General features: G+C 71.4%; 18 protein-coding genes. 1 reads left to right on the top strand and 17 read right to left on the bottom strand.

Annotation, left to right across the window (positions count from 1 at the left end):
• Positions 1–40: 40 nt before the first annotated feature.
• The 9 genes from OHO83_RS27540 to OHO83_RS27500 form a co-directional block, all read right to left on the bottom strand.
• Positions 41–2371 carry a xanthine dehydrogenase family protein molybdopterin-binding subunit gene (locus tag OHO83_RS27540; RefSeq protein WP_266671049.1) on the bottom strand — a complete coding sequence of 777 codons (2331 nt, stop codon included), beginning with the start codon at positions 2369–2371 and terminating at the stop codon, positions 41–43.
• Complete coding sequence (locus OHO83_RS27535; protein WP_330279856.1) at positions 2368–4011, bottom strand: 2Fe-2S iron-sulfur cluster-binding protein; 1644 nt, start codon at positions 4009–4011, stop codon at positions 2368–2370. The genes OHO83_RS27540 and OHO83_RS27535 overlap by 4 nt, the downstream gene beginning before the upstream one ends.
• The gene (locus OHO83_RS27530) at positions 4008–4892 is read right to left on the bottom strand and encodes an FAD binding domain-containing protein (protein WP_266671053.1); all 885 of its coding nucleotides are present in this window, start codon (positions 4890–4892) and stop codon (positions 4008–4010) included. The genes OHO83_RS27535 and OHO83_RS27530 overlap by 4 nt, the downstream gene beginning before the upstream one ends.
• Before the next feature lie 316 nt (positions 4893–5208).
• The gene (locus OHO83_RS27525) at positions 5209–6855 is read right to left on the bottom strand and encodes a beta-N-acetylhexosaminidase (RefSeq protein ID WP_389563565.1); all 1647 of its coding nucleotides are present in this window, start codon (positions 6853–6855) and stop codon (positions 5209–5211) included.
• A gap of 5 nt (positions 6856–6860) precedes the next feature.
• Positions 6861–7706: a carbohydrate ABC transporter permease gene (locus OHO83_RS27520; protein WP_266671055.1), complete on the bottom strand. Its 846-nt coding sequence runs from the start codon at positions 7704–7706 to the stop codon at positions 6861–6863.
• Positions 7703–8626, bottom strand: a complete 924-nt coding sequence (locus tag OHO83_RS27515) for a carbohydrate ABC transporter permease (RefSeq protein WP_405603693.1) — start codon at positions 8624–8626, stop codon at positions 7703–7705. Before OHO83_RS27515 ends, OHO83_RS27520 begins: the two co-directional genes overlap by 4 nt.
• A complete protein-coding gene (locus OHO83_RS27510) occupies positions 8604–9896 on the bottom strand; it encodes an extracellular solute-binding protein (RefSeq protein ID WP_330279855.1) in 1293 nt (430 codons plus the stop codon). Before OHO83_RS27510 ends, OHO83_RS27515 begins: the two co-directional genes overlap by 23 nt.
• A gap of 223 nt (positions 9897–10119) precedes the next feature.
• Positions 10120–10407 (bottom strand): DUF3039 domain-containing protein, encoded by a 288-nt coding sequence (locus OHO83_RS27505; RefSeq protein ID WP_100593929.1) that lies wholly within the window; start codon positions 10405–10407, stop codon positions 10120–10122.
• 100 nt (positions 10408–10507) lie between these two features.
• Positions 10508–11068 carry a YqgE/AlgH family protein gene (locus OHO83_RS27500; RefSeq protein ID WP_266671061.1) on the bottom strand — a complete coding sequence of 187 codons (561 nt, stop codon included), beginning with the start codon at positions 11066–11068 and terminating at the stop codon, positions 10508–10510.
• A gap of 326 nt (positions 11069–11394) precedes the next feature.
• Here OHO83_RS27500 and murA point away from each other — a divergent pair, with 326 nt between their 5' ends.
• A complete protein-coding gene (murA, locus tag OHO83_RS27495; protein WP_100593927.1) occupies positions 11395–12735 on the top strand; it encodes a UDP-N-acetylglucosamine 1-carboxyvinyltransferase in 1341 nt (446 codons plus the stop codon).
• Positions 12736–13062: 327 nt separating this feature from the next.
• Here the strand turns inward: murA and OHO83_RS27490 are convergent, their stop codons facing one another.
• From OHO83_RS27490 to OHO83_RS27455, 8 genes are all read right to left on the bottom strand, one after another.
• Positions 13063–13344 (bottom strand): HU family DNA-binding protein, encoded by a 282-nt coding sequence (locus OHO83_RS27490; RefSeq protein ID WP_030680681.1) that lies wholly within the window; start codon positions 13342–13344, stop codon positions 13063–13065.
• A 296-nt stretch (positions 13345–13640) separates the two neighbouring features.
• Positions 13641–15074, bottom strand: coding sequence for an NAD-dependent malic enzyme (locus OHO83_RS27485; RefSeq protein WP_329434980.1), 1434 nt, complete (start codon positions 15072–15074; stop codon positions 13641–13643).
• Between the two features lie 363 nt (positions 15075–15437).
• Entirely contained in the window at positions 15438–17822 is a 2385-nt protein-coding gene (locus OHO83_RS27480; RefSeq protein ID WP_266671066.1) for a HelD family protein, read from the bottom strand.
• Between the two features lie 81 nt (positions 17823–17903).
• Positions 17904–18704, bottom strand: a complete 801-nt coding sequence (locus tag OHO83_RS27475; protein WP_330279854.1) for an anti-sigma factor family protein — start codon at positions 18702–18704, stop codon at positions 17904–17906.
• Entirely contained in the window at positions 18701–19276 is a 576-nt protein-coding gene (locus OHO83_RS27470; protein ID WP_227295039.1) for a sigma-70 family RNA polymerase sigma factor, read from the bottom strand. Before OHO83_RS27470 ends, OHO83_RS27475 begins: the two co-directional genes overlap by 4 nt.
• Positions 19277–19421: 145 nt before the next feature.
• The gene (locus OHO83_RS27465; RefSeq protein WP_266671070.1) at positions 19422–20003 is read right to left on the bottom strand and encodes a CGNR zinc finger domain-containing protein; all 582 of its coding nucleotides are present in this window, start codon (positions 20001–20003) and stop codon (positions 19422–19424) included.
• Between the two features lie 204 nt (positions 20004–20207).
• Complete coding sequence (locus OHO83_RS27460) at positions 20208–21368, bottom strand: uroporphyrinogen-III synthase (protein ID WP_330279853.1); 1161 nt, start codon at positions 21366–21368, stop codon at positions 20208–20210.
• Positions 21369–21465: 97 nt separating this feature from the next.
• Positions 21466–22818, bottom strand: a complete 1353-nt coding sequence (locus tag OHO83_RS27455; protein ID WP_266671074.1) for a nitrate/nitrite transporter — start codon at positions 22816–22818, stop codon at positions 21466–21468.
• Positions 22819–22895 lie beyond the last annotated feature (77 nt).

The raw sequence follows: 22895 nt of genomic DNA, 5'->3' as shown, positions 1-22895 counted from the left end.
TTGATGCCACGACCGCTCTACCCCCAACACACCGACGGAGTCACTCCGTTGACGTCGCCATGGCCGACGCCACCGGCGTCGTGACCACCGCCGCCTGCGGCCGGATCGGGAGGCGGTTGACCGGGCGGCCCGTCGCGGCGCGGACCGCTGAGGCCACTGCCGCCGGGGACGCGACCACCGGGACCGCGCTCGCCGCCTTCGCTCCGAAGGGGGCCACCACGTCCCGTTCCTCGACCAGTTTGACGATGCGGATGTCGGGGGCGTCCAGGGACGTCGGGAGCGCGTAGCCCGTGAAGTCGGGGTGGCGGACCAGGCCGCGCGGGGTGCGGAGGTTCTCCGTGAGGGCCGCGCCCACGCCCTGCGTGACGCCCGCCTCGATACGGGCCGCCAGCTGAGCCGGGTTCAACACCCTGCCCACGTCCTGGGCTACCGCGAGTTCCACGACCCGTACGGATCCGAGTTCGATGTCCACGTCGACCACCGCGCGGATCGCGCAGAACGCGAGGCCCACGAAGGCGTCGCCCTGGCCGTCGGCGTCGAGGGGTTCGGTGGGGTGCGGGCGGCACTGGGCCGTGGCCCACAGTTCCTTGCCGTCCATCGCCTCGGTGACCGTCGTCGACAGGACTCCGTCGTACGACGTGATCTTGCCGTCGGCGATCTGGAGCAGCTCCGTGGACATGCCGAACTTGTGCGCCAGGGGCTGGAGAAGCTGGGTGCGGACCATTTTCGCGGCGCGTTCGACCGCTCCGCCGGACACCCACGTGTGGCGGCCGCGGCAGCCGGGGCCGGCCGGTGGCTGGTCCGTGTCGACCGGGGCGACCTGGACCTCGTCGATGCCGAGGGTGTCCTGGACGATCTGCCTCGCCAAAGTAGTAAAGCCCTGGCCGGTTTCCACGGCAGCGCAGATGACCGTCGCCACGCCGTCGTGGACCTTCACCGTCGCCGTCGACACCTCGTCGGTGCCTTCCGCGCCGAGCATGTGCACCATGCCGATGCCGTAGCCGACGCCGCGGCGCACCGCACCCGGTTCGCCCGCGCCCTCGGGGCCGCCGGGCAGCAGCCACTCGTCCTCGGGGGTGTCCCTGGGAAGCTCCGGCAACGGGAAGTCCCGTACCGCGCCCAGCAGTTCGGCGACCGGCGCCGGGCACGTCACCGTCTGCCCGGTCGGGAGCACGTCGCCCGTCGCCAGGGCGTTGCGCAGACGCAGCTCCGCCGGGTCGATGCCGAGTTTCTTCGCCAGCTTGTCCATCTGTGCCTCGTACGCGGCGCAGACCTGGAGGGCGCCTTCTCCGCGTACGTGGCCGGAGGGCGGGTTGTTGGTGCGTACCGCCCAGCCCTCGATGAAGGCGTGCGGGACGACGTACGGGCCGCAGGCGAAGGAGACGGCGGCGGCGAGCGCCTCCGAGGACGTGTCGGCGTACGCGCCCGCGTCGAGGAGGATCTGCGCCTCGACCTTGACCAGCTTGCCCTCGGCGTCCGCGTGGTGGCGGTAGCGCAGGAGGGTGGGGTGGCGGTGGGCGTGGCCGAGGAAGGACTCCTCGCGCGTAGCGGTGAGCTTGACCGGGCAGCCGGTCCTCAACGCGAGCAGGCCGAGCGGGAGTTGGAAGCTCTGGTCCTCGCGGTCACCGGTCGCCCCGGGCACGCCCGTGACCACGACCTTCACGCGCTCGGGTTCGAGGCCGTAGCGGGCGGCGGCGAGGTCGCGGTCGCCGTGCGGGTCGGTGGAGGCGATGTAGAGCTCCACTCCCCCGTCGGGCCGCGGGACGGCGAGGCCGGCCTCGGCACCGATGGGGGCCGGGTCCTGGCGGCCGATGCGGTACTGGCCCTCGACAACGATTTCGCCGACCGCGTCCTGGTCGCCGTGGCGCAGGGGGATGTGGCGGATCAGGTTGCCGTCGGGGTGCAGGGGCTCGGCGGCGAAGGACTGCTCGGGGTCGGTGACCGGTTCGAGCACGTCGTACTCGACGATGACGGCCGCCGCGGCCATGCGCGCGGTGTCCGGGTGGTCGGCGGCGACGGCCGCGATGGCCTCGCCGTGGTGGCGTACGACGTCGGAGGCGAACACCGGGCGGTCCGCGGCACGGTGGCCGGGGAGGGGTGCTCCAGGGACGTCCTCGTGCGTGATGACGGCGCGTACGCCGGGCATCTCGCGCGCGTGGGTGGTGTCGATGGAGAGGATGCGCGCGTGCGGGTGCGGGGAGCGCAGGACGGCCGCCCACAGCAGGCCCTCGGCCCACAGGTCGGCGGCGTAAGGGAAGGTGCCCTCCGTCTTGGCGCGCGCCTCGGCGGGCGGCAGGGAGGCCCCGAGACCGTGCGGCAGTGGCTCGGCCACGGGGGCCGCGGGCGCGGTGGCTGTTGCTTCGTCACTCACGCCAGGCCTCCGTCCTGAATACCTTCGGTCGCGCTGGGTCCCGCCTGGTGCGGGATGCGGGCCTCGCCCCCGGCGTCACCCGCGGAGGCGGTGGGGCCCGTCGGGTCCGTCGCGGTGGTCGCGCCCGTCGCCGTCGCCTCGCGTTCGGTGACGACCTGCTGCACGGCGTCCAGGATCCCGCGGTAGCCGGAGCAGCGGCACAGGTTGCCGCACAGCGCCTGCCGGGTCTCCAGTTCGGTGGGGGCCGGGTTGCCCTCGAGGAGGTCGTGCACGGTCATCGCCATGCCGGGCACGCAGAATCCGCACTGAACGGCGCAGCGGCCGGCGAGGGCGCGCTGCACGTCGGAGGGCTGCCCGTCGGCGGCCAGGCCCTCCACGGTGCGTACTTCGCTGCCGGCGGCGGTGGCGCCGGGCACGAGGCAGGAGGCCACGAGGCGGCCGTCGACCTGCACGTTGCAGGCACCGCACTCGCCCTGCGAGCAGCCGTCCTTGGCCCCGGCGAGGCCGAGGCGCTCGCGCAGGACGTAGAGCAGGGACTCGCCGATCCAGGCGCCGGTGACGGGACGGTCGGTGCCGTTGACCCGCAGGACGTAGGAGGCGAGGGGGTGATCGTCGTGGAGGGGCACGACCACGGCGTCGGGGGCGGGCTCCTCGGGGGCGGCGTCCTCGGAGGCGGCGTCCTCAGGAGCGGGGGCTTCGGTGACGTCGGGGGCCTCGGTGGCCTCAGGAGCCTCAGAGGTCTCCGGGCCCTCGGGGATCTCCGCGAACTCCGAAGCCTCGGCCGCCGGCATACGCACCGGCTCCTCCGCCGACTCGGCGGCCACGTCCGCGAAGGCGTGCGCCTCGCCGTCCGCCGTCCCGACCAGCTCGGGTTCGCCGTGTTCGCCGTGTTCGCCGTGTTCACCATGTACGGCGTGTATGCCGCTTACGTTCCCCTGCGCCTGCTCCGGCGCGACTTCGGGCTCGAACTCGGGATCGGGCTCGAACTCGCCCTCCTGAACTCCGCGTGAAGGCTCCCGCGCCCACTCCTCCGCCGCCCAGGGCGCCACCGCGCCCCCCGGCAGCGTCGCCGGAGGCGTCCGGCCCCACTGCGCGGCGATGGACGATGTGGTGAACTCGCCCGACTCGTCCGGAAGATCCCCTTCGGCGATGACCGGAATCGACCACTGCCCGGTCTGTCCCGGCTGCCCCGCCGGCTCGGCCACGGCATGGTCGTGGGCGGGCGACGCCTGGTGCTCGACGTCCGAGAAGTTCCACTGCCCGGTCGCTCCGGCCCCGTGGCCGTACGCAGGCATCGCCTCCGGAGCGGCCGGTTCGGCGCGTTCGGCGTGTTCGGCAGGTTCGGGCCAGTGCACCTCGCCGGTCGCCGCGCCCGTGGCCGCCTGCGCGCCCGTCACGTCGGGCGGCAGCACCCACACGCCCGTCGCCGCCGGGTCCGTGGCCGCGGGGCCGCCGGGCGCGATGGTGATCTGCGGCGGTACGTAACCGTGTCCCGGCGCGGCCAGCGGCACGTCGGGCAGGCCACCCTCGGGGAGCTGCACGAAGGCGGTGGCGTCCGCGTCGTAGTCCCCCTGGGGCAGCGGCTCCCAGCCGCCGCCCTGGTGGCCGCCGTGGCCACCGTGGTTGTGCTCGTCAGTCACGACAGCGCCCTCCCAAGTGCACGTCGGGCCAGCGCGGCGACCGTGCGCCGCAGGTGCAGTACGGCGGGCGGCAGCTGTTCCTGGGTGCCGTCCGGGGCCGGGGCGGCGTCGGGGATGCAGGCCGCGGCGACGTACTCGCCGAACGCGGTCAGCGCCTCGGGCACGAGCATCCGCTCGCCGTCCCAGTCGATGAGCGAGGCCACCCACTGCTCGGCCTCCAGGGGCCGCAGCGGCATGGGCGCGACAGCGCCGACCGCACACCGCACGCCGCGCCTCGCGGGGTCGAGGACGAGCGCGACGGACGCGAGTGCGCGTCCGGGGCCGGTACGGCCGGTGGCCTTGAGGAAGGTCTGCGGGGCGTGCAGGAGCGGCACGCGCACGAAGCCGACGAGTTCGCCGGGGCTGAGCATCTCCATGCCCGCGAGCAGGTGGGAGACGGGGACCTCACGCCGCGCGCCGCCGGGGCCCGCGATGATGAGCGTGGCTTCGAGGGCGGCCAGGACGGGCAGCGTGTCGCCGGTCGCGGCGGCGGACGCGATGTTGCCGCCGAGGGTGCCCGCGTTACGGATCTGGGGCGGTCCGGCGGCGCGGGCCGCGGCCGCGAGCGCGGGGATCAGGGCGGCGAAGTCGGGGCGTCCGATGCGGGCGTGGGTGAGGCCGGCTCCGAGCAGAGCGTGACCGTCCTGGTACTGCCAGCCGCGGATCTCGCTGATGCGGCCGAGGCCGACCAGGGCGGCGGGGCGCAGCAGTCCGGCGTTGACCGAGGCCATCAGATCGGTGCCGCCCGCGACCGGGACCGCGGCGGGCATGGCGGCGAGTGCTGCCACGGCCTCGTCGAGCGAGCCCGGGAGCGTCACGGCCTGCGTTGCGTGCGTGGTCAAACCGGCTGCCCCTTCCCGATGTCCGGCACTTCGCCCGGCGGCTCCGGCATGTGAACCGTCGTTCGCGCCGTTACGCCTGTTCCGCCGTACGGTACGTGCTGACAGGCCGGACGTGGCAACTCTGGCACATCTTCCCGGGGGCCCGGCGAGGGGGTCCGCTAGGAGGCTTTCGCCCCGAGGACCAGGGAGATAGATCGATTTCGCCCCTGGTCACCGGTCAGTGCGCATTGCCACTCTTCGGTGATTTTTGTAAGGCTTTTCGTGCGGTCCCACGGTCCCAGGGCCGAAGCCCCGGGGCACGCGTACGGCGGGCGTCTCACACGTTCGGGGGCGCCCCCTCGATCGGGCGTCCGAGCACACCCGGTCGCTGCTGCCACGGAAGGGGTCCCGTGGGCGGGCGGTAGCCGACGCCGAGGGCGTCGAGGCGGCCGTAGTGGGCGGTCATTCGGCGCCGGAAGTCCGCGTAGTCGCGCTCGGCGGGTGCGGGCAGGGCGCTCCAGGCGACCTCGGCGAAGGCGGCCAGGCGCGGGAACACCTGGTAGTCGACGCGGGCCTGGCTCTCCATCACCTCGGTCCACACGTTGGCCTGGGTGCCCAGGACGTGCCGCGCCTCCTCCTCGGTGAGCTGCGGGGGGACGGGCTCGAAACGGTAGACGTCCTCCAGCGTGCGCACGTATCCGATGGGCATCGGCTCGTCGTCGCCCGGCGCCTGACGGTGGTCCAGGTACACCTGCTGCTCGGGGCACATGACGACGTCGTGTCCGGCTCGGGCTGCGGTGATGCCGCCCTGGTAGCCGCGCCAGGACGACACGGCGGCGCCGGGGGCGAGGCCGCCCTCCAGGATCTCGTCCCAGCCGATGAGGCGGCGGCCGCGTTCGGTGAGCCAGGTGTCGAAGTGCCGGATGAACCAGGACTGGAGCTCGTCCTCGTCCTTCAGGCCGAGTTCGGCGATCCGGGCCTGCGCGGTGGGCGACTGCTTCCACTGGTCCTTGGGGCACTCGTCGCCGCCGATGTGAATGAACGGCGAGACGTCGGCGGGGAAGAGGCCGAGGAGTTCCTCGAATACGCCCTCGTAGAAGCGCAGCGTGTGGTCGGTCGGCGCGAGTACGTTCGGGGTTACTCCCCAGTTGTCCCAGACGGTGAGGGAGGCGGTGTCGACGACGTCCGTGTTGCCGAGTTCCGGATAGGCCGCGATGGCCGCCTGGGAGTGGCCGGGGACATCGATCTCGGGGACGACACGGATATGCCGTTCGGCGGCGTACGCGACGATCTCCCGGATGTCGTCCTGCGTGTAGAAGCCGCCGTGCGGACGGTCGTCCCACAGAGGTGAGGCGCGGTGGCCGAATTTCGTGCGTGCGCGCCAGGCGCCCTGCTCCGTGAGCCTGGGGTGGCGCTTGATCTCGACGCGCCATCCCTGGTCGTCGGTGAGGTGGAAGTGGAAGACGTTCAGTTTGTGCGCGGCGAGCAGGTCGAGATAGCGCAGGACCCCGTCCTTGGGCATGAAGTGGCGTGCCACGTCGAGCATCAGGCCGCGCCAGGCGAAGCGGGGGGCGTCCTCGACGGTGCCGGTGGGGACGGTCCACCTGCGGCCCGGTTCGAGGGGTGCGCGCCGGAACGCGTCGGGGCCGAGGAGCTGACGGAAGGTCTGGGCGCCCCAGAAGACGCCGGCCGCGCCGCCTCCTTCGATACGGACGGTCCGCCGGTCGACGGTCATCCGGTAGGCCTCCGGGCCGAGTTCCGGGTCGATGCGCAGCTCTATACGGGTTTCACCGTCGCGCAGGTCAGCGCCGGTGCCGGCGGGGTGCAGGCCGAGGCCCGTGGCCGCTCCGACGGCCGAGCGCAGCCAGCGGGCGACGCCCTCGGTGCCCGCGCCGGCGTCGACGGTGGTGGCGTCGCCGAGTTCGTGGAGCCCGTCACCGGGCGCCGTCCGGCGGGGTGCGGGAATGAGATCTGCCGAAGTCACTGACGTCAGTCCTTAACCGCGCCGCCGAGCCCGGACACCAGGCGCCGCTGTACGAGTACGAAGAAGACCAGTACCGGAATGGTCATTACCGTCGACGCCGCCATGATGCCGCCCCAGTCGTTCTCGTCGGGCTTGAAGAAGACGAGCAGGGCCATGGGCAGGGTCGACTGTGAGGTGTCGCTGATGATGAAGGACTTCGCGAACAGGAAGTCGTTCCAGGTGGAGATGAACGAGAAGACGCTGGTCGCCACGAGGCCGGGAAAGACCAGCGGGAAAAGGATCTGCCAGAGGAACCGGGTGCGGCTCGCCCCGTCGATGTACGCGGCTTCCTCAAGCGCTTCAGGGACGGCCTTCACAAAGCCCCGGAGCATCCACACGGCGAACGGCAGGGAGAACGCCAGGTGGGGCAGGATCAGTGAACCGAGTGTGTTGAGCTGCCCGAAATCCCGCATGAGGAAGAAGAGCGGAATGGTGAGGGCCTCGACGGGCACCATCTGCGCGACCAGGAACATGATGAGAAGCGTCGTGCGGAACCTGAACCGGAACCTTGTCACCGCGGTCGCCGCGAGGAATGCGACGAGGGCGGAGACCACGACGACGGTGCCCGCGACGATCAGGCTGTTGAGGAAGTACCGGCCGAATTCCTCCTGTTGGAAGACGCGCCGGAAGGAGTCGAGGGAGGGGGCGAGCGTCCAAGGTCTCGGCTCGGTCGACTCGATCTCGCCGGCCGGTTTGAGGGCGCCGAGCACCATCCAGTAGAGGGGGAAGGCGACGACGAGGGCGATCAGGAGGGCCGACGCCTCGGCGGCGAGGCGCCACGGCCTCCGCACCCTCGCCCGTACCGGATTCACAGCTCCTCCCCTCTGCGGCGCAGGATCCGCAGGTAGCCGAGCGTGACGGCGAGCAGGATCAGCAGCATGACGACGCCGATCGCCGAGCCGAGGCTGTACTGGCTGGACGCGAAGGCCTTTTGGTACGCGTACACGTTGAGTACCAGGTTCTGGCCCGCGATGCCGCCGCCGTTCGTCATGACGTAGATCTGGGTGAACACCTTGAAGTCCCAGATGACCGACTGGACGGTGACGACGAGGAGGATCGGCCGCAGCATCGGTGCGAGCACCGAGCGCCAGATCCGCCACTGCGAGGCCCCGTCGAGCGCCGCCGCCTCGACGACCTCCGCCGGGACGGCCCTGATGCCCGCGTACACGGTGACCATCACGAACGGGAAGGAGCACCACACCACTTCGAGCAGGACCAGCGCGAAGGCGCTGTAACGGCCGTACGTCCACGAGAAGTCGCCGAGCCCGAACACCCGGTTGACCGGTCCGAAGTCCGGGTCGAAGAGGAACATCCAGACCGTGGAGCCGGTCACGGCGGGGGTCGCCCAGGCGCCGAGCGCGGCCAGCATGAGGGCGAGCCGGGGCAGCGCGCGTACGCGGGTGAGCAGCACGGCGAGGGCGCAGCCGACGGCGAGGGTGGAGACGACGCACGCGGCGGCGAACAGGAGCGTGGCGAGCAGCACCTGCCAGAACTGCTCGTCGGCGAAGAGGGTCGCGTAGTTCCCGAGTCCCTGGAAGGTGGTCGGCTCGCCGCCGCTGACCTGGGCCTGGGTGTATTCGAGGAACGAGATCAGGCCGAGTTGGTAGACGGGATAGACGAGGAGCCCGCCGAGGAGGAGCAGGGCGGGGGCGAGATAGAGCCAGGGGGTCCAGGCGCCGGTGCGGCGGGCGGTGGTGGTGGCCACGTGGTCAGCCCGCGGTGCGGAAGGCAGTGTCCATCTTCTTCGCCGCGTCCCGCGAGGCCGTCGCCACGTCCTTACGCCCGCTGACGATCTCCTGGAACATGGACGGCAGGACGAGTGAGGCGTCGATCTGGCCCCAGGCGGGCGAGGCGGGCACGAACTTGGCGCCGGCGCCGAGGGTCTTGATGAAGGGCGCGACGAAGGGCTCCTTCTTCGCGACACTCTCGCGGACGTCCGTGTATGTGGGCAGGAAGCCCATCGCGTCGAAGAGTTCGCCCTGCGTCTTCTTCGAGGCGAGGCTCTTCATGAGGTCAACGGCGAGCGTGCGGTGCGAGGTGCTCTTGAGTACGCCGATGTTGTTGCCGCCCGCGAAGGCGGGGGCGATGTCGCCCTTGTCCACGCCGGGCAGCGGCACGACGGCGTACTTGCCCTTCACCTTGCCGTCCTCCATGGCCTGGTGGCTGAAGTCGCCGCCGATGGCCATGCCGGCCTTGCCGGAGGCGAACGCGGTGACGGTGTCGTTGCCGCCCATGCCCGCGCACTTCGCGGCGGGACAGTTGTCGCCGCCGAAAAGAGACGTGTACGCCTCGATGCCCTTGCGCGCGGCCGGGCTGTCGACGGCCGACTCGTACGATCCGCCCTTCTTCTCGGCGAGTTCTCCGCCCTGGGACCAGATGAAGGGCATGGCGCCGTACGTGTAGGCGCCGCCGACCGCGAGTCCGTACAGGTCCGGCCTCTTCTCGTGGATCTTCCGTGCCGTGGCGGCGAGTTGGGCCTGTGTCGTAGGGACGTCGAGCTTGAGGTCCCTGAAGACGTCGGTGCGGTAGTAGAGGGCGCGTACGCCGACGAAGTAGGGGGCGCCGTAGATCTTTCCGTCGACGGTCACGGACTCCTCGGCCGTCGGGTCGGTGTCCTTGGCCTCGGCCCAGGCGCCGAACTCCTTGCTCACGTCGGCGAGGCCGCCGTCCTTGACGTATCCGGCGGTGTCGGTGTTGCCGTACTCGATGACGTCGGGGGCGCTCTTCGGGTCGTTGAAGGCGGCCTTGATCTTCTCGGCGCGGGTCTCGACGGGTATGTACTCGACCTTGACGTCGGCGCCCTTGTGGGACTTCTCGAAGGCGGCGACGGCCTCGTCGACGACCTTCTGCTTCGGCTGGTTGTTGACCTCCTGGAAGAGCCAGACGCGCAGGGTCCCGCTCTTGTCGTCCCCGGCGGAGCCGTTGTCCGAGGTCCCGGGGGCGCAGGCGGCGGCGAGGGCAAGTGCGGCCAGGGGCACGGCCATTCGGACGGGGAGCTTCATGGGGGCAGCCTCCGAAGTGTCGTTGCAACATACGCAATGGCGGTTTTGCTGTGCACAACACTGAGGAGGCTAGGAGGTCCAGACCACTGAGCGCAACGGTTGCGGAGGCAGCACAAAGGCCCCCATGGCACGACAGATGCGCACCTCGGGGGCCTTTCGCAGCTGACTCAGGAACCTTCCGCGGCGGCGCGGGCCACCACTTCTCGCCCGCTGCCTCTCGCGGCTACTTCTTGTCCTTGCCGCCCTTGTCCTTGTCGCCGCCGGCGCCCATGGACTCGTAGATCTCCTTGCACATGGGACACACCGGGTACTTCTTCGGGTCCCGGCCCGGCACCCAGACCTTGCCGCAGAGCGCGACGACCGGCGTCCCCTCGAGGGCGCTCGCCATGATCTTGTCCTTCTGGACATAGTGGGCGTAGCGCTCGTGGTCGCCGTCACCGTGCGATGTCTGCGGCGTCGGCTCTACGAGGGTCCCCGTACCTGTCCCGCGCTCGGGCTCAAGAGTGCTCATAAAGGCCAAGGGTACTTAAGCGCCGGGGGAAGGGGCAGCGGCCTCGGAACGAAGGGCCCGCACCCCCGGTTCCCGCCGATCACGGCACCGGGCCAAGGCCTCAGTTGAGCGACGGATCGTCCGGGTACGTCGCCACCATCGCCAGGTCGCTGCGCTGGCGGCGCAGCACCGCGCGCCACAGGCCCTCGGGGTCCGTCGACGAGACGTCGCCCGGCTCCGACTCGACGACGTACCAGGCGCCGTCGGTCAGCTCGGACTCCAGCTGGCGCGGGCCCCAGCCCGCGTACCCGGCGAAGATCCGCAGGGATCCGAGCGCGGAGGCGAGCAGCTCGGGAGGGGCCTCCAGGTCGACCAGGCCGATCGCGCCGTGGACGCGGCGCCAGCCGAGGGGCCCCTCGTCGCCGGGGATCACCGCGACGCCGAGCGCCGAGTCGAGCGAGACCGGGCCGCCCTGGAAGACGACACCCGGATCGCCGGCGAGCTCGCCCCACCCCTCCAGGATGTCGCCCACCCCGACCGGCGTGGGCCGGTTGAGGACGACGCCGAGCGAGCCCTCCTCGTCGTGGTCGAGGAGCAGCACGACCGCCCGGTCGAAGTTCGGGTCCGTGAGGGCGGGTGTGGCCACGAGCAGCCGCCCTGTGAGCGAGGACACCTCGGTCATGCCAGACATGATCTCGCATCTTGCCGCCGAGCGGGGAGTCAATGACCCTTCCCGGGTGCGCCCAGCTCAGAGACGCCTCACGCGCCCGGGGCACGCGCCGTGAACCGCCCCCGGAGGGTGACCCTCCGCGCCCGTTTAGCGACATTTCGTGTTGTAGCGAAGTCATGACGTCCCCCCGGCGCACTTGGGCTTACGGAAGGGGGGTAGGCGGCCCTTACGCTTAGGCCTTGGCCCGCCCAGCGGCCCGGCCCGAAAGGCCTCGCCCGACGGCTCCGCCCTGCGGTCCTGCCCATCTGTCCTGTCCATCTCATCGGAACGCGAGATTCATGACCGTCACCGACGATGTACTGCTTGTCCACGGCGGAACCCCGCTGGAGGGCGAGATCCGTGTCCGCGGCGCGAAGAACCTCGTGCCCAAGGCCATGGTGGCCGCGCTCCTCGGCAGCGAGCCGAGCCGACTGCGCAACGTCCCGGACATCCGGGACGTCAGGGTCGTTCGCGGCCTCCTCCAGCTGCACGGCGTGACGGTCCGCCCGGGTGAGGAACCCGGCGAGCTGATCATGGACCCGTCGCACGTGGAGAGCGCCAACGTCGCCGACATCGACGCGCACGCGGGCTCCTCGCGCATTCCGATCCTGCTGTGCGGGCCGCTCCTGCACCGGCTCGGCCACGCGTTCATCCCGGGCCTCGGCGGCTGTGACATCGGCGGCCGGCCGATCGACTTCCACTTCGAGGTGCTCCGCCAGTTCGGCGCGACCATCGAGAAGCGGGCGGACGGTCAGTACCTGGAGGCCCCGCAGCGGCTGCGCGGCACGAAGATCCGGCTGCCCTACCCGTCGGTCGGCGCGACCGAGCAGGTCCTCCTGACGGCCGTGCTGGCCGAGGGTGTGACCGAGCTCTCGAACGCGGCCGTGGAGCCCGAGATCGAGGACCTCATCTGCGTTCTGCAGAAGATGGGCGCGATCATCGCCATGGACACCGACCGGACCATCCGGGTCACGGGTGTCGACAAGCTGGGCGGCTACACGCACCGCGCCCTCTCGGACCGCCTGGAGGCCGCGTCGTGGGCGTCGGCCGCCCTGGCGACCGAGGGCAACATCTACGTCCGCGGCGCCCAGCAGCGCTCGATGATGACGTTCCTCAACACGTACCGCAAGGTCGGCGGCGCCTTCGAGATCGACGACGAGGGCATCCGCTTCTGGCACCCGGGCGGCTCGCTGAAGTCGATCGCCCTGGAGACGGACGTCCACCCGGGCTTCCAGACCGACTGGCAGCAGCCGCTCGTCGTGGCGCTGACGCAGGCCTCGGGCCTGTCCATCGTCCACGAGACGGTCTACGAGTCCCGTCTCGGCTTCACGTCCGCGCTGAACCAGATGGGCGCGCACATCCAGCTCTACCGCGAGTGCCTGGGCGGTTCGGACTGCCGCTTCGGCCAGCGCAACTTCCTGCACTCCGCGGTCGTGTCGGGCCCGACGAAGCTCCAGGGCGCCGACCTGGTCATCCCCGACCTGCGCGGCGGCTTCTCGTACCTGATCGCCGCCCTGGCCGCCCAGGGCACGAGCCGCGTCCACGGCATCGACCTGATCAACCGCGGCTACGAGAACTTCATGGAGAAACTCGTCGAGCTCGGCGCGAAGGTGGAGCTGCCGGGCAAGGCGCTGGGCTAGGCCACGCGCTGACGCAGCATGAAGGGGCCGCCCGGTCTTCCCGGGCGGCCCCTTCGTCCATCTCCGCACGCGACGCGTCTGCGGGCCGGTGGGGGCTGGTCGCGCAGTTCCCCGCGCCCCCGAAATGCATGCGCTACGCGCAGCATTTCCCCGATGGGGGAAGGCGCGGCGAAGCCCGCAGGCCTTCAGGGGCGCGGGGAACTGCGCGACCGGCCACGACGCGCCCGCAGACGCCCGCGAGCCCCCACCCCGCAGACGCGCACGCGGAACGCCACGAGGGGCGGTACCCAGAACGGGTACCGCCCCTCGCGCTTGCCTGAAAGGCGCTTACTTGCCCTTGGCGGCTTCCTTGAGCTTGGAGCCCGCGGACACCTTCACGCTGAAACCGGCCGGGATGTTGATCGGCTCGCCGGTCTGCGGGTTGCGGGCGGTGCGAGCGGCACGGTGCGTGCGCTCGAAGGTCAGGAAGCCGGGGATGGTGACCTTCTCGTCGCCCTTGGCGACGATCTCGCCGACCGTCTCGGCGAACGCGGCCAGCACGGCGTCGGCGTCCTTGCGGGTCACCTCGGCGCGGTCGGCCAGCGCGGCCACCAGCTCACTGCGGTTCATGTTTGTACTCCCGTGTTCTTCTTGCCGTTGAGGCGTGCCACGCGGCGGAGCCGCATGTTGGGCACAGCGAAGCCGATGCTGCCAGGGTCCTCGGTCAGGCCCCGGACCCGGGTCCGTCTTCAGACCCTCGCGCCCGAAGACGCATCCTGCCCCCACCAGCGGCGGGAAAGCCAATCCGGCGCCCTTGGGGGTCACACGGATTGCGTCGCCGTCCCGCTGTGGGGCGGGGTGGGGCCGTGCTTCCCGGCCACCCTAGAGGGCGGCCAGGGGCCCCGCATTCCGCGACGCGCCGGGCCTCAGGAGGCCGTGGCGCCCGTCACAGCGCCGCCGATGGCCTTCGCGGCGTTACGCACCGCTCCGGCGACGGCGCCCGCGACCTTGTCGTTGAAGACGCTCGGAATGATGTAGTTCGGGTTGAGCTCGTCCTCGCTCACCACGTCCGCCAGGGCGGCCGCGGCGGCCAGCATCATCTCCGTGTTGACCGTACGCGACTGGGCGTCGAGGAGGCCACGGAAGACGCCCGGGAACACGAGGACGTTGTTGATCTGGTTCGGGAAGTCCGAGCGGCCCGTGGCCACAACTGCCGCCGTCTGACGGGCGATTGCGGGGTCGACCTCGGGGTCGGGGTTCGCGAGCGCGAACACGATCGCACCCTCGGCCATGGCCGCCACGTCGTCGCCGTCGAGCACGTTCGGAGCGGAGACCCCGATGAACACGTCGGCGCCGCGCACGGCCTCCTTGAGCGTGCCCGTGAGGCCCTCGGGGTTGGTGTTGTCGGCGATCCAGCGCAGCGGCGAATCGGCCTTGGCGTCGACGAGGTCCGCGCGGTCCGCGTGCACGACACCGTGGATGTCGGCGACGACCGCGTTCTTGACGCCGGCCGCGATCAGGAGCTTGAGGATCGCCGTGCCGGCCGCGCCCGCGCCGGACATGACGACGCGGATGTCGCCGATGGCCTTACCCGCGACACGCAGGGCGTTCGTCAGGGCGGCGAGGACGACGATGGCCGTGCCGTGCTGGTCGTCGTGGAAGACCGGGATGTCGAGGGCCTCACGCAGGCGGGCCTCGATCTCGAAGCAGCGCGGGGCGGAGATGTCCTCGAGGTTGATGCCCGCGAAGCCGGGGGCGATGGCCTTGACAATCTCGACGATCGCGTCGGTGTCCTGGGTGTCCAGGCAGATCGGCCAGGCATCGATGTCGGCGAAGCGCTTGAAGAGGGCCGCCTTGCCCTCCATGACCGGCATGGCGGCCATCGGGCCGATGTTGCCGAGGCCGAGCACGGCGGAGCCGTCCGTCACGACCGCAACGGTGTTCCGCTTGATCGTCAGACGCCGGGCGTCCTCGGGGTTCTCGGCGATCGCCATGCACACGCGGGCCACACCCGGCGTGTAGACCATGGACAGGTCGTCACGGTTGCGGATGGGGTGCTTCGACTGCATCTCGATCTTGCCGCCGAGGTGCATCAGGAACGTACGGTCGGAGACCTTGCCGAGGACGACGCCCTCGATGCCGTTCAGGCCCTCGACGATCTCGTCGGCGTGCGCGGTGGAACTCGCGGCGATCGTGACGTCGATCCGGAGTTTCTCGTGGCCGGACGCCGTCACGTCGAGACCGGTCACCGAGCCTCCGTGGGACTCCACGGCCGTCGTGAGTTGGGATACCGCTGTTCCGCTGGCGGGCACCTCAAGGCGGACCGTCATCGAGTAGGAGACGCTGGGCGCCGTTGCCATGGCCGACTTCCTCTGCTTTCACCGTGTGGCTGCTGCTGTTTTTCCGTCCGATCGTCGCACCTACCGCCGAGTACGTGGTAGCCGCCCCGGATTGCGAACGTTTTGTTCACCGCCCGGACAGCACCCCGGTCGCGCACTTTCGGAAAGTTGTTTCCACCATACGAGAAGTGACGGGAAACAGAAAGAGGTCCACGTCAGCTGACGTGGACCTCTCACTTACGTTGATGACACCGGCCCGCCATGCTCGCCTCGCGGCAAGTGGTCGCTCGTAGCGACGAAGGTTGGGCCCGGGGGCTTGGATCGAGCCGGTGCCACGTCCAAGGTAACAAAGGATCCCCGTAAGGCAATTCCCATCCCTCGAACTCATTCACGCAGCAGGTCCGGCACCCCGTCCGCGTCCGGTTCGTCGCGGCTGCCCGAGACGACCGTGAGCTGCTGTGTGGCGCGGGTCAGCGCCACGTACAGGACTCGCAGGCCGGCCGGGGACTCGTCGGCGATCTCCGCGGGCGACACGACGACCGTCGCGTCGTACTCCAGGCCCTTGGCCTCCAGGCTGCCGAGCGCGACCACGCGGTCGCCGAGCCCCGCCAGCCAGCGCGCCGCCTCGTCCCTCCGGTTCATCGCGACGACGACGCCGACCGTGCCGTCGACCTGGTCGAGCAGGCGCGCCGCCTCCTCGCGGACGGTCTGCCCGAGGCCGTCCTGTACGACCGCGAACATGGGGCGCACCCCCGTCGAACGGACCGCCGACGGGGACTCGGAGCCGGGCATGGCGAGCGCGAGGACCTTGGCCGCGAGGTCGGCGATCTCGGCCGGGTTGCGGTAGTTCACGGTGAGGGTGAAGCGGCGGCGCGGGCGGGAGCCGAGGGCCTCGTCACGGGCCTCGGCCGCCTCGTCCGGGTCCGACCAGGACGACTGGGCGGGGTCGCCGACCACCGTCCAGGTCGCGTGCCGGCCGCGGCGGCCGACCATCCGCCACTGCATGGGCGTGAGGTCCTGCGCCTCGTCGACGATGACGTGCGCGTACTCCGTGCGCTCCTGGGCCAGGCGCTCGGCGCGCTCGCGCTGCGTCTCCTCGCGCGAGGGCATCAGCTCCTCGAGACCGGTGAGCTGGTCCAGGGGGTCGTACTCGCGCTTCTTCCTCGGGCGTACGGGCGTGCCGAGGACCGCGTTCAGCTCGTCGAGGAGCGCCACGTCGTGCACCGACAGGGCGTCGCGGCGCAGCGAGCGGGCGACCTTGCGGACCTCGCCGGGGTTGAGGATCCGGCGGGCCCAGCGGCCGAGGCGGCGCTCGTCGCCCATCGCGGCGAGGACGCCGCGCGGGGTGAGCTCGGGCCACCACGCGTCGAGGAAACGCAGGAAGTCGTCCTCGGAGGTGATGTCGTCGTCGAACGAGGAGCGCAGCTCCGCGGCGAGTTCCGGGTCGCTGTGGCGGGTGCCCGCGCCGGACTGCGACCACAGGGCGTCCAGGAGGAGCTTGCGGGCGCGCGGGCGCAGCAGGTTGACGGGGGCGGTGCCGCTCAGCGCGTTCTGGCGGATCCGCGCCAGGTCGGCGGCCTCCAGCTCCAGGCGGCGGCCGAAGGCGACGACGCGCAGGCGGGTGGGCTGCTCGGCGGGGGCCGCCCGGTCCTCGTCGGGCTCCTCGCCGAAGGCGAGCTGGCCCGTGCCCTGCCGCGGTTCCTGCGTGCCCAGTTCGAGCGCGCCGCGCGCGGCCTTGCGCAGGACGCGCAGCATCCGCGAGGAGCCCTTGACGCGGGCCACCGCCGGGGAGTCGTAGACCGTGGCCTCCGCGCCGTCGACCAGCGAGCCGACCGCACGGATCGCGACCTGGCCCTCCTCGCCGAGCGAGGGCAGGACGCCCTCGGTGTAGGCGACGAGGAGCGGGGTCGGGGAGACGATCAGGATGCCGCCCGCGTACCGGCGGCGGTCCTGGTAGAGCAGATACGCGGCGCGGTGCAGGGCGACGGCCGTCTTGCCGGTGCCGGGGCCGCCCTCCACGTACGTCACCGACGCGGCGGGGGCCCGGATCACGAGGTCCTGCTCGGCCTGGATGGACGCCACGATGTCGCGCATGGTGTGGCTGCGGGCCTGGCCGAGGGCGGCCATCAGGGCGCCGTCGCCGATGACGGGCAGCTGCTCGCCGTCGAGGTACGCGGTCAGCTCGGGGCGCATCAGGTCGTCCTCGACACCGAGCACCTTGCGGCCCTTGGAGCGGATGACCCGGCGGCGTACGACCCGTCCCGGATCGACCGGGGTCGAGCGGTAGAAGGGCGCGGCGGCCGGCGCGCGCCAGTCGATGACCAGGGGCGAGTAGTCGGCGTCCAGGACGCCGATCCGGCCGATGTGGAGCGTCTCGGCGATGTCGGCGGTCCGCTTCCCGTCCGCGTCCTCGCGCACGGACCCCTCGGCGGGCTCCACGGCCGTGTACGCGCCGTCGGGGCCCTTCTTGCCGTCCTTGCCGAGCAGCAGGTCGATCCGGCCGAAGAGGAAGTCCTCGAACTCGTTGTTGAGCCGGTTGAGGTGGATCCCCGCGCGGAACACCTGGGCGTCGCGCTCGGCGAGGGCGCCGGGCGTGCCGACCTGTCCCCGCTGGGCCGCGTCGTTCATCAGGAACTCGGCCTCGTGGATCTTTTCCTCGAGCCGGCGGTACACCTGGTCGAGGTGTTCCTGTTCGACACCGGTCTCGCGGTCCCGGACGGAATCGCGGTCCTGGTCGAGCGCGGTCTGCTGATGAGCCTGAGCGGCCACCGGGCCCCCTTCTGACGTGCTGGGCAGCCGTCAAAGGTACGCGAAGGGAGGCCCGGGAGGCTACGCATCCGGCTGCCGGGGCTACGCGTCGACCTCCACGAGACGTTTGCCGTCGAGCGTCTCGACCCAGAAGTGGTCGATGGCGTTGCGCTCGAACGCGGCGCCCCCGTGCACGTACAGGGGGTACTTCGACGCCTCGTGCTTGCTGTTGGGAATGCCGTAACCCCACTTCGGGACGGCCCATGTGGTGACCGTCTCACGCTGGCCGTTCTTGCCGACCGCGACCAGCGAGCAGGTGAGCGGGCCCTTGACGTTCTTCAGCTCCAGGGCCGTGTGGGTGCCCCAGGCCTTCTTCTCCATGCCGATGGTGGCGGTGACCTTGGTGTTCGCGTCGGTCGCCGTGATCTTGTCGGGCATGTGGTTGAAGAAGGCGTCCTGGGCCGGGCTGGTGGGGTGGGGCTCCCCGGCGACGTTGTTCGTCCCGCCGTCGTTCACGGCGAGCACGGTCAGCGGGCCACCGACGATCAGCGCGGCGGCGGCCGCCACCAGGTACATCCCGCGGCGGCGCTTGCGTGCCCGCTTCTGCGCCACCTCGTCGAAGAGCCGGCCGGCGAGCCGGTCGCTCGGGCGGGCGCCGAGCTGCGCGCCGAGGCGTTCTCTGGCGGGGGTGCCCTGCGGTTCGGGGATGTCCGCGAGCGCGGCGAGCATCGGCTCCATGCCGGCGAACTCCTCCAGCTGGCGCGCGCACAGCTCGCAGCCCGCCAGATGCGCCTCGAAGGCGCTCGCCTCCGCGTCGTCGAGGACGCCGAGCACGTAGGCGCCGACCGTCTCGTGAACGTCACCGGACCCATGCGGTCCGTAGTCGTCATACGAGGCACTCATGCCGTCACCCCCCGCTCCTCCAGCGCCAGCTTCATGGAACGCAGCGCATAGAACACCCGTGAGCGCACCGTTCCGCTGGGAATACCGAGTGTCGCGGCCGCCTCGTTGACCGTACGCCCCTTGAAGTACGTCTCCACCAGCACCTCGCGGTGGGCAGGCGTCAGGTCCTCGAGCGCATCCGAAAGCGTCATCAGCCACAGCGCCTTGTCGATCTCGTCCTCCGCGGGAATGACCTCCAGCGGCGACGGATCGACCTCCTGCGGCCGGGCCTGCCGACTGCGGTGAGCGTCGATGACGATGCGCCGGGCGACCGTCACCAGCCAGGGGCGTACCGAACCGGTCGCTCGGTTGAGCTGACCGGCGTTCTTCCAGGCACGGATGAGCGTTTCCTGCACGACGTCCTCGGCGCGCTGCCGGTCCCCCGCCACCAGCCTGAGCACATAGGCCAGAAGTGGACCCGCGTGCTCGCGGTAGAGCGCGCGCATCAGCTCCTCGTCGGGCTCAGGAGGCTGCGGCGCGCGATGTCGTGCCCTCGGCGGGCGTTCATCGGCCACGGCGGAATCCTTGCGCACGCCTACCTCCGCTGTCCCCTGGTTGAGCGTTCCGGCTGTCTCGCCGCTCGGCTGGACGCACCCCAATACGCAAGCGGACCGCGAAGCGTTCAAACGATCTGCCGGGACATGTCAAAAAGGAGTTCGGGAGGTCTTCGGGGGATCTTCAGGCCCGGGTGAGTGCCGCCCTGCGGCGGTGCCGCGCCACCCGCTCGCGGTTGCCGCACACCTCGCTGGAGCACCAGCGGCGGCGCCGACCCCGGGACGTGTCGAGGTAGATGATCGGGCAGCTGTCGCCCTCGCAGCGGCGCAGACAGGAGCGGGCGACGGGGTCCGTAAGCAGCTCCACCGCGTCGCGGGCGACGGCCGCGAGCAGCTCGCGGCAGCCGGGGTCGGCGTGCAGGTCCCTGGCGAGCGTGCCGTCGGCACGGCGGGTGGCGCGGGGCGCGGGCGGCGCCGCGCGGGCGAGGGCGTTGACCCGCTCCAGGGCGGCGGACGCGGGCCTGCCGTCGAGTTCGCCGCGCACCAACTGGCCGATGTGGCCGCGCAGTTCGTGCACGGCAGCGAGCCAGGCCGCGTCGGCGTCGCGCAGCGGCGTGTCCGCGGGCACGAGCCCCGAGCCGACCAGCCAGGCCCGCAGCCGCCCCACCGAGTCGAGCCGTTCGTCGGGATGCGCCGTGGTCAGGAGATCCAGCGAACTGCGCCCGGAGTCGAAGCGCAGCTCGTACGAGGACGATGGCGATGCCATGCCCCTACAGTGCCCGCACGCACGCACCGCCGGAACCCCTGGTACCGGGCCCCTCACGAAGGGTTCACGCTCATCTGCGCCACCGTGGCCCACCACGGCCTCGTCGTGCTGCACGGCGGCAAGGGCTTCGCCGCCGCCGCGGGTGCTGACGGACCTCGACGAGCACAGCGTTCACCGCACGCCGAACCGGCTCACCGAACCGGCTCAGTCCGTCCCGTACTTGGAGTCCGCCGCCGGGTCCAGGGCCAGGCGGTAGCCGCGCTTGACCACCGTCTGGATCAGCTTGGGTGTGCCGAGCGCCGTGCGCAGTCTCGCCATCGCCGTCTCCACCGCGTGTTCGTCGCTGCCCTCGCCGGGCAGCGCGCGCAGCAGTTCGGCACGGGGCACCACCCAGCCGGGCCGGCGCGACAGGGAACGCAGGAGCGACATCCCGGCGGGCGGCACCGGGCGCAGGTCGCCGTCGACCACGACGGCCTGCCCGCGGATCTCCACGCGGTGACCCGCGACCGGCAACGTACGGGCCCTGCCCGGGAGTTCGGCACACAGGAGCTGGACGAGCGGGCCGAGGCGGAAGCGTTCGGGCTGCACGGTGTCCACGCCGTGGCCCTGGAGGGGCAGCGCGGTCACGGGACCGACGCAGGCGGGCAGGACGTCGTGGCGCAGCGCGTCGAGCAACTCCGGCAGCTGACCCCTCAGTTCGGCCCGGGAGAGCAGGGACACGGCGGCGGGTGCGCTGGTGAACGTGAGCGCGTCGACGCCCCGGGTGAGCGTCGCGTCGAGCAGCCGGTCGAGGGGCCCGATGTCCTCCGGCGGCATCCACCGGTACACCGGTACCCCCACGACGTCGGCGCCCGCCTCGCGCAGCGCCTCGACGAAGCCGGGCAGCGGCTCGCCGTGCAGCTGGACGGCGACCCGGCGGCCGTCGACGCCCTCGTCGAGAAGCCGTTCGAGGACCTCCGCCATCGACTCGGACGACGGGGACCACTCCTCGGTGAGCCCGGCGGCCCTGACGGCGCCCTTGACCTTGGGCCCGCGGGCGAGCAGCTGCACGCCCGTCAGCCGGGCGACGAGCGCCTCGCCCAGGCCCCAGCCGTCGGCCGCCTCGATCCAGCCGCGGAACCCGATGGCGGTGGTCGCGACGACGACGTCGGGCGCGTGATCGACGATGTCCTTGGTCGCCGCGAGGAGCTCGCTGTCGTCGGCGAGCGGGACGATGCGCAGCGCGGGTGCGTGCAGGACCACGGCGCCGCGCCGCTGGAGGAGCGCGCCGAGCTCGTCGGCGCGGCGCGCGGCGGTCACGCCCACGGTGAAGCCCGCGAGGGGGCCGTGCTGCCCCGCCGGGGGGCCCTGCTGTGCGTCGTACATGTGGCTCTCGTCCCGCTCGGGTGGTTCTGCCGGGGTCGACCGAGCCTGTCAACGTCCCGTGACGGGCTCGGTTCCCCATGATGTCAGCGGTGTTACGTCACACCTCGGCGTAGCTGAGCCGCGACTCCGTCTCCGCGGCCTCGACCAGCGCCTCCCCGGCGGCCGGGCGGCGAAGGTATACGGCCCAGGTGAGGGCGAAGCACACCGCGTAGAAGACGAGGAACCCGACGAAGGCGGCCGTGCCGGTGCCCGCGGTCTGGAAGGACTGGCGGAAGGCGAGGTTGATGCCGAGGCCGCCGAGCGCGCCCACCGCGCCGATCAGCCCCATCGAGGCCCCGGACAGGCGCCGCCCGTACGCCGCGGCCTCCTCCCCCGCGAGCCCCCTCGCGGCGGCCTTGGCCTGGAAGATGCCGGGGATCATCTTGTACGTCGACCCGTTGCCGAGGCCGGTGAGCACGAACAGGGCGATGAACGCCGTGGTGAACAGCGGCAGCGACTTCATCGTCGACGCGAGGACGACCACGGCGGTGGCGGCGGCCATCCCGACGAAGTTCCACAGCGTGATGCGGGCGCCGCCGAACCGGTCGGCGAGCCGGCCGCCGACGGGCCGGATCAGGGAGCCGAGCAACGGCCCGATGAACGTGATCGACGCGGCCTGCAGCGGCGTCCTGCCGAACTGCGTCTGCAGGACGAGCCCGAACGCGAAGCTGTAGCCGATGAACGACCCGAACGTCCCGACGTACAGGAACGCCATGATCCATGTGTGCGGGTCGCGCACGGCCTCCTTGGCGGCGCCGGTGTCGTTCTTCACGGTCGCGAGGTTGTCCATGAACAGCGCGGCGCAGATCGCCGACACCGCGATGAGCGGGATGTAGATCCCGAGCAGTACGCGCGGCCCGCCGCTCGCGCCGATCACGGCGAGCCCGACGAGCTGCACGACGGGGACGCCGATGTTGCCGCCGCCCGCGTTCAGGCCGAGCGCCCAGCCCTTCTTGCGCAGCGGGAAGAAGGAGTTGATGTTGGTCATCGACGAGGCGAAGTTGCCGCCGCCGACCCCGGTGAGCAGCGCGCACACCATGAACGTCGTGTACGAGGTCCCCGGCTCCATCACGGCGAACGCGGCGACCGCCGGGATCAGGAGCAGGCTCGCCGCGAAGATCGTCCAGTTCCGGCCGCCGAAGCGGGCGACGGCGAACGTGTAGGGCACGCGGACGACCGCACCGACCAGCGTGGCCATCGAGACCAGGAAGAACTTGCCGGCCGGGTCGATGCCGTACTCGGGCCCCATGAAGAGCACCATCACGGACCACAGGGTCCAGATCGAGAAACCGATGTGCTCGGACAGGACGGAGAAAGCGAGATTGCGCCGCGCGACCTTCTCGCCGCCCTCCTGCGACCAGAACGTCTCGTCCTCCGGATCCCACCTCTGGATCCAACTCCGGGCTGCCATCACACGCCTCCAGGGTCACGGTTCTCGGCTGATGACCTCGAAGGTAGGGAGGCGGGATTACCGCGCTGTGCCGCACC

Origin of the sequence: Streptomyces sp. NBC_00569, assembly GCF_036345255.1 — a bacterium.
GTDB lineage: Bacteria > Actinomycetota > Actinomycetes > Streptomycetales > Streptomycetaceae > Streptomyces.
The sequence above is the reverse complement of the archived record's forward strand: the minus strand, read 5'-3'. Positions and strand labels throughout refer to the sequence as shown.

Bases quoted from the DNA above. Each gene is read 5' to 3' on its own strand.
- OHO83_RS27475 (WP_330279854.1), bottom strand. From the start codon at position 18,704: ATGAGTGCCTCGTATGACGACTACGGACCGCATGGGTCCGGTGACGTT.
- murA (WP_100593927.1), top strand. From the start codon at position 11,395: ATGACCGTCACCGACGATGTACTGCTTGTCCACGGCGGAACCCCGCTG.
- OHO83_RS27460 (WP_330279853.1), bottom strand. From the start codon at position 21,368: ATGTACGACGCACAGCAGGGCCCCCCGGCGGGGCAGCACGGCCCCCTC.
- OHO83_RS27485 (WP_329434980.1), bottom strand. From the start codon at position 15,074: ATGGCAACGGCGCCCAGCGTCTCCTACTCGATGACGGTCCGCCTTGAG.
- OHO83_RS27465 (WP_266671070.1), bottom strand. From the start codon at position 20,003: ATGGCATCGCCATCGTCCTCGTACGAGCTGCGCTTCGACTCCGGGCGC.
- OHO83_RS27455 (WP_266671074.1), bottom strand. From the start codon at position 22,818: ATGGCAGCCCGGAGTTGGATCCAGAGGTGGGATCCGGAGGACGAGACG.
- OHO83_RS27490 (WP_030680681.1), bottom strand. From the start codon at position 13,344: ATGAACCGCAGTGAGCTGGTGGCCGCGCTGGCCGACCGCGCCGAGGTG.
- OHO83_RS27510 (WP_330279855.1), bottom strand. From the start codon at position 9,896: ATGAAGCTCCCCGTCCGAATGGCCGTGCCCCTGGCCGCACTTGCCCTC.
- OHO83_RS27505 (WP_100593929.1), bottom strand. From the start codon at position 10,407: ATGAGCACTCTTGAGCCCGAGCGCGGGACAGGTACGGGGACCCTCGTA.
- OHO83_RS27500 (WP_266671061.1), bottom strand. From the start codon at position 11,068: ATGACCGAGGTGTCCTCGCTCACAGGGCGGCTGCTCGTGGCCACACCC.